Below are 7,142 nucleotides of genomic sequence, written 5' to 3' on the forward strand. Positions count from 1 at the left end.
ACCTCCTATTGAATCATATCGGACAGGAAGGCAAGCGCTAAGCCTTGGCCCCAGCCCTGAATCCAGTCTTTTGGAATGTTGCAGTAGCCTTCACGGTCCTTCATGACAGCAGTGCCTCCGGATACATTCAGTACACGTCCGTCTTCACTGATGTTCTCAAGAACACCTTTAAGTGCCTTCTGTACATACTTGGTGTGCAGCGGATTGCCGTTGTTAACCATTGCCGCCGCAATACCTGCAGACGCAGACACTTCCTCATAGGACCCCTCGTCATTCAGGATCGTGCGCCAGAGGCCGTTCTCAGTCTGGACAAGCTTCAGAGCTGCCAGCTGGTCACGCACCGAGCACTCAATGTCCATACACTGCGGGTACAGGTACCAGTCATTCAGCAGCGGCTTAACCTGCGACATGGTGTACGCGCCCCATGCGTTCGCTCTGCCCCAGTAGAATCCGGACATATGATCCTGCTTCACATTGTTGTAGCCGTGATACCAGAAGCCTGTGCTTGGATTTTGCAGATATTTGATATGCCAGTAGTAATTGTTCAGGGCATCGTTGATCAAAGTCTGGTCCTTCAGCTTGCTGCCGACACGCAGCAGGAAGAAGGCCGCCATGAACAGCGTATCCGCCCAGGCCTGCTCAGGGAAATCATTGTTCGCCGATACGGTATGCTGCAGCACATTGTCTCCGAAGCGGAGCGCGCTATTTTGCAGATAATCGACCTTGCTCATTACAATATCCCAGTATTTCTGGTTGCCTGTCTCTTCGTAGAGCGTAATCAGCATGTGCCCCATCGCACAGGTGTTGACCGTCCAGGTCGGCAGACCCAGCTCAATATATTCATCTGCCCAGCGGATCAGCGTATCGAGGTACTCTTTGTTACCAGTAACCTTGTAGGCTCTCGATACCCCGTAATAAGCTACGCCGCAAGGCCAGTCCCATGTTAAGTCCATAGCCAGTGTCTTCTTGGCAACCTTATCGATAACGCTCAAAATCAGTTCCTTATCATAATCCAATTGAAGCATGTTGTAATTCCCCTCTCCTTCGCACACGGTCCCCAATGGCGATTGAGAGCCGTCTGACAGTTTGTAAACGCTTTATGAATTCTATTGTAAGGTGTATAATAGTCATAATCTAGGCATATTCATAGAAAACCTGCGCAATTTCGATCATTTATAATTAATTTCTGTAAAGTTGGGATTTCTATCCCATTCTCTTAACGCCGGCACAATGCTATCATTCTAGCTACCATAGTGTAATTCAATTACTAATCCACATCCTGGAACGGGGGCCTTACGGACATGCCCAGAAAAAAGAAGCCCGTCATCGAGTACCGCCACTACAGCCTGCCCATTCAATTCCCTGTCCTGCTGCTGAGCGGGGACCGCTGGAGAATTTCCGACATCAAATCGGAGCATCTGCATTTTCACAACCATCTGGAAATCGGAATCTGCTATTCGGACAGCGGGATCATGGAGATTAAGGGGGAGGCCGTCCCTTTTAAAGCCGGAGATATTACCTTTCTGCCGCGCTTCCTTCCCCATACCACCTATAGCTCGAAGGATTCGGCCAGCCTGTGGTCCTATCTTTTTTTCTCACCGGAGGAGCTGTTCCAGCATTCCTTCAAAAGCGCTTACAGCAGCTTCGAGCCTAATCTGTGGAGAGTTCAGGGCCGAAATTGTGTGCTGAGCAGGGAGCTGCACCCCAAGGTGTATTATCTGGCTACCTCCATCGTGGAGGAGCTGAAGCAGCAGCGGCCGTACTATCAGGAAAGTGCCTACGGTTTGCTGCAGTCACTTTATATTGAGCTGCTGAGAATTTATTCTGCAAATGAACTGCTGTCCGGGCAGGAAAGCGAGCAGGCGCTGAAGGGGGATTTTGTGATCTCTCCGGCGCTGGAGTATATCACGAAGCACTATATGACGCCGATTACGATTGATTCACTGGCGGAGCTGTGCCACCTGAGCACCACCCATTTCCGCAGAAAATTCCACGAAATCATGGGCACGGCCCCGCTCGATTTTCTGACCAGCACACGTATCGAGGAAGCCTGCAAGCAGCTAAAAAGCACGGATGATTCCATCCTCTCCATCTCCGAGCAGGTCGGATTTCATTCCATCTCCAGCTTTAACCGCTGCTTCTCCCGGCTGATGGGCGCCTCGCCCAAAGAATGGCGCAAAGGTGCACAGTCCGAGGCGCAGTCGGCGAAGGCGTCGATCCTGGAGTTTACAGGCTGGGTGTAGTGAGGAATAATGAAGAATATATGCAGCAGGGAGGGATTGAGTATGGCTAAACAACAGAACAACAGCGAAGCCGGCCAGACTGAACAGGTGGCGAGTCAAAAAAGGAAGGCAAATAAAAGATTATGTGGCTGACTAGGATGATATGTATCAAAAATAGGCCGCCCTGGTCAAAGGTAGCGGTCTATTTCTGGCCTATCCTATTTTAAGCCTCCGCCCTTAAAAGCGGCTGTTGCAACAGAGAGTCGTGATTGATGTTAACTCCAGTTAACTGAAAGGATGAAATTTTAGAATACAGCCTGTCAATACGCCAAGCTCCTGTTCGAATTACAGCTCCTCCGTACTAAGCGTAAATCCTTCAATCACTACATCCTCATCAACCTCGATCATGATGCAGCGCTTGCCCTGGTAATTAACCTGCTTCACATAACGCAGATCCTGCGGGCTGACGGAGATGGTCGCTACCTTGGTTTCGATTTTGATCGACTTGGTGGTGAATTTCGGCATTACGCTGGCTGCCTTCATCTCGTAATTCCGGTCGTCGATGATCGTCTCGAAGGCCCGCTCCACTTTCTCCGCCGTAACATCCTCTACGCCGCTAACCTTCAGAACGCGTTCCACATCCTTGAAATCGAGCGTAGCCGGCTCTTCCTCACCCTGCCCGTCCTCGATAACCTGCTGGATCTGCTCATACACCTGGGCGATGGTGGTTGAATCCAGATGCTCGCCGGCAATCTCCTTCACAATGTCCTCGAAATAAGCTCTCTCTTCCATCGCTGTTATAGAAGACTCTGCATTCAGCACCTGCTCGATGAACTGCGGGTCCGGATAATTCGATTTGCCTGTACAGTACAGAACGCGGTTAATATCCGAATAATTGTCCGTCACACTCGGATAGAGGAACCCCTGCTCCGGTGAGCTGAGCTTCACAATCGGATCAACGATGACACTATATTTAAATTCCTTCTCTACATAGTCGAACATGAGGTGCTTCCGCTGCTGCTCGGTAGAATTCACACTGCATAGTATGAACTGGTGCGCGAACGTCTCATTCTTCTCGCTCTCTTCGCTTGCTTCATTTCTGGCTTTGGTCGGCCGGTGGTACTGTCCGCGTACGAAGGTGATTACGGCGTCTTTTTCATACTTGGTATCTGCCAGCATCCGGTCCACCAGCAGCAGCATGAGGTCCTGCCATTCTTCCGGATCACCGGTGATCAGCCCCTGGTGCAGCATTACCTTAGCCGGCTCCTCCGCCTCATCCTGAAACTTCAGCTCGAACAGCTTGTGGTCCAGCTCCCCGGTCAGCAGTTTTTTGAAATTACCCATGTACAGCTCCTGCTTCTCCCGGTCCACGAGACCAAACGGCAGGCGCTCCCAGTGATAAATCTCGTTCGTTTCCTTCATCACATACACGTTCAGAATATCGTAAAGGCTAAGCAAATCATGGTCGAGCTTAAACTGCTTGCGGATATGCGCTACTTCTTTTTTATTCATAATGGATTCGGGGCTCCTTCGATAAAATGTCACTTTACCCAGTATAAATGATCAGGAGGAAATTTTCTAAGGACTTGCAGCATAAAAAAATACCCGCGGCGTCCCGCCGCAGGCATTCATCCTGAGTATCCATTCCTTCTATAACTGCTCCACGTACTGCTTCGCTTCGCCCAGAGACATATCCGAATGCTGGCGGACGAGCTTGATTGCGGCAATGAGCTTCCCGTCCTTCTTCATCTGCCGGACTGCGTCCAGAATCTCCTGCGGGGGAATGGGCCGGACACTTCCGGCTTCTGCTCTGCGCTTCATTTCAGCGGCTGCCTGCTGCTCCTGTTCTGCAGTCAGCGGCGTTTCGGCTGTTGTCTGGATAAACGGCATCCCCTGCTGAGGCCTCACTCTAATTATGGTCCCAAGCAGCGTTCCGACTACCGAGTACAGCACCAGGTACTGTACGAACCGGTACAGATACAGCCAGACCGTACTGAGCTCCAGCACCTCGCCATTCTGCTTCAGAATCGTCAGATTATCCCTAATGACATACTCACCAGGCGCATAATTGTTAACATCCTGCATGACCTGCAGCTCCCCGATAGGCGAAACCGCCCACTCAAGCGGCTTATTGGTTACCGGATTGCCCGAGGTGTCCAGCAGCATGCTGAGCAGCGTGAAAACCGCAATAACATAAACCATATTATTGTTCCATGTAAAGCGTTTGGTAAGCACCACTACAGCAAATATGAACAGCAGCGTCAACCCTTTTATGTACATATTATGAAGATAAAATTGCAAAACCGCAGGCAAAACCCAACCGAACAGCATGATCATTACAACTGCAAATAAAGAAACATACAGCAAAACCTTAACATTCTTTTTCACAAGCCTATTCCCCTTTCTTCAGCGCTAATACATTATTACCCAACTGGGCGCGGATTGTTACGGCGGCACCTTACTATATTAAGGGTATACATAATTATAGGGAAAAATGAGGTTCATCCTAATTCATTTCAGCCGGGAGGGTTTCTTATGAAGGAGCAGTTTAATGAGATCGTTACGAATGACATCAAACCTTTTTTCAAACAGCGTGATTATCGTAAAAAGGCTTTGAATTTCTCCAAAACAGACGCTGCTTTTACCTACAAAATCAATATTCAAAAGTACCCCTACAATACTTCGGGCAAGCTTATGTTCTATATCAATTGCAGTATCCATTCTGCCGAGCTGGCAGAGCTCCAGTCCAAGCAGCCCGATAATCTGCCGGCTCTGGAATTCAAATCTCATTTTACCGCGCGGATCAGAGCAATCTGTCCCACAGCTCCCGACATTTATACGCTGACGCCTGAGACGGACCTGGAGACCTTCACAGCTGAGCTTATCCGTCATTTGGAGGAGGCCCTCAGCTTCATGCATGCCATGACAAGCGCCAGGGACATTGCAGATTACTATATAGATAGGACATCACTGTACATGAGTGATGAGATTTTCCGGCTGCTGCTGCACTCAGGGGATCAGGAGACGGCAAACGATTATTTAGCCAGGCTTCAAGCAAAATACGGTGCCGAGAAGCGGTGGGCAATCTTTGAGCGGAAGTATGATGCTGTTTGGGCAGAGTACGGGCTGGATAGGTAATAAATAATACAGGATGCCCAAAAAGCGGATTTCAGACCAGGTCTGAGTCCGCCTCTTGGGCTGCCTATGGTTAGAGCCCGGAGAAGTCCGGTCCAAGCAGCTCGGTTATCAAGCTTTTTTATTTTGCTGTTATTACACTAATCTCAGCTTTATCCGCGTTCCAGCCCACCTCTGCTCCAAACAGCTCACTGATGAAGCGCAGCGGAACATGCGTCTCATTGTTATAGATCCGGATCGGTCCCCCAAGCAGCACCTTATTGCCGTTAACCGTTACAGCGGCGTCGCCGGGCTTCATCGTTACCTTTTGATTACGGTAGCTGATCGTTACTTCCTTCGTCTGTGCTACAAAAGACAGCGCCGCCCCCAGCGGCTCAGCCAGCTTACGCAGCGGTACCATCGTTACGCCTTCGCGTATGACACCTGGATAGTCCTGCTGAACACCGTCAATAATGACCGTACCTGTATCCAGAATCCGGACCGGCTGCTCCTGCCGGCTCTTCCAGGTCATCAGCCCGTCGCCCAGCCGCCCGAACGAGCTGTTACCCCAAGCATACAAGTCACCTGTGACATCCAGGGCAAAGCGCTGCTCCCCCTTTGAGGCAATATCCGTAATTCCTTTTAGAGAAGGAACCGGGTGCGGACGCTGCATCTGCTCATACTCTGCCTGGGTCAGATTCGGTTTGCTGTAATCCACCCCCGCTTCGTATACCGCCCCGTCTGCCTTCAGGAACAACGCTGTAAGACCCATCGAAATCTTCCTCACCCCTTCCAGCCCCGGGATCTGTGCCGGGGTATCTAAAATTCCGTAATTATTTTTAGGATTCAGACCTAAAAAATTCTGGCCCCAAGTATAGACATGGCCCGAAGCATCGAGCGCCAATGCCCTGGTGGCGTACATATCTATCGCCGTAATCTCCGGAAGACTGTATACCCGCAGCGGGCTGATCCGGAAGCCATATGGATTGGATGAAGTAACCCTGCTCAGATGTTCCCAGCCTCCCCATGTGTATACTTCTCCGCGGCTGTTAAGCGCCAGACTGTATTCCCCGGCGGCAATTGCCTTGATCCCGGTGAGTCCGGGCACCTGCTGCGGCGGATTGTCCCACGAATCGCTGAGCTGGCCATTGCCAAGCTGCCCCCGGGAATTGATGCCCCAAGCCCAGACGGTACCGTCCTCTTTTAAAGCCAGATAGTGATTATTGCTGCCTGCGATATCGACAGTACCGTTAAGAGCCGTCATCTGTGACGGAGCACCGCTGCCCTCTGAGGGATATTTCCATACCGTGCCATCCTCGAACAGCACCAGCGTATCATAAGCGTCCATAAGGAACTTAACAGCCTTTTGCGGCAGCTCGACACGGTGCGGAATGGACTCATACATCCCGAACCTCCACAGGCTGCCGTCGCTTTTGTAGAAATACGTATAGCTGCCCGCAGTGTGAAACTCAGTGATTTTAGGCGAGGCTGCATAGGTAGGCGAAGGTTGAACCGTCAGGCACAGGATCGTAAGGATGAAAGCCAGTATAGCTGATTTTTTCATAGATTTGTCCTCCTCTTGGATTAGGAATACAAGCTATATAGCGGAAATAACTGTACTTTCTGCAATTAAACCTGACTAATTAGGCCCGCTGCAGGTTTTAACTGCACTCTGTACACTTATATTTGCCAAAAAGACCCGAAACCGGATTTTTCAAGGAGAATAGATGCACAGAATACAGTTATTTACTTAAAATGATTCATTTTCTCTGTTTTAATTGTACAAAGGAGACAATTTCATAATTC

General features: G+C 50.0%; 6 protein-coding genes. 2 read left to right on the forward strand and 4 right to left on the reverse strand.

What is annotated here, in order from left to right:
- Positions 1-5: 5 nt before the first annotated feature.
- A complete protein-coding gene (locus tag BN3772_RS29155; protein WP_042204081.1) occupies positions 6-1,025 on the reverse strand; it encodes a glycoside hydrolase family 88/105 protein in 1,020 nt (339 codons plus the stop codon).
- A 276-nt stretch (positions 1,026-1,301) separates the two neighbouring features.
- Here BN3772_RS29155 and BN3772_RS29160 point away from each other — a divergent pair, with 276 nt between their 5' ends.
- The gene (locus BN3772_RS29160) at positions 1,302-2,243 is read left to right on the forward strand and encodes an AraC family transcriptional regulator (protein ID WP_042204083.1); all 942 of its coding nucleotides are present in this window, start codon (positions 1,302-1,304) and stop codon (positions 2,241-2,243) included.
- Positions 2,244-2,567: 324 nt separating this feature from the next.
- On the opposite strand, the gene BN3772_RS29165 is transcribed toward BN3772_RS29160, so the two are convergent.
- On the reverse strand, positions 2,568-3,734 hold the full coding sequence (locus tag BN3772_RS29165; RefSeq protein ID WP_042204085.1) for a DUF4317 domain-containing protein: 1,167 nt from the start codon (positions 3,732-3,734) through the stop codon (positions 2,568-2,570).
- 138 nt (positions 3,735-3,872) lie between these two features.
- Positions 3,873-4,610 (reverse strand): hypothetical protein, encoded by a 738-nt coding sequence (locus BN3772_RS29170; protein WP_042204087.1) that lies wholly within the window; start codon positions 4,608-4,610, stop codon positions 3,873-3,875.
- A 147-nt stretch (positions 4,611-4,757) separates the two neighbouring features.
- On the opposite strand from BN3772_RS29170, the gene BN3772_RS29175 reads away from it, so the two are divergent.
- A complete protein-coding gene (locus BN3772_RS29175) occupies positions 4,758-5,360 on the forward strand; it encodes a DUF4304 domain-containing protein (RefSeq protein ID WP_042204090.1) in 603 nt (200 codons plus the stop codon).
- Between the two features lie 118 nt (positions 5,361-5,478).
- On the opposite strand, the gene BN3772_RS29180 is transcribed toward BN3772_RS29175, so the two are convergent.
- A complete protein-coding gene (locus BN3772_RS29180; protein ID WP_042204092.1) occupies positions 5,479-6,900 on the reverse strand; it encodes a stalk domain-containing protein in 1,422 nt (473 codons plus the stop codon).
- Positions 6,901-7,142: the final 242 nt, after the last annotated feature.

This window comes from Paenibacillus camerounensis, from assembly GCF_000723885.1.
GTDB lineage: Bacteria > Bacillota > Bacilli > Paenibacillales > Paenibacillaceae > Paenibacillus_AQ > Paenibacillus_AQ camerounensis.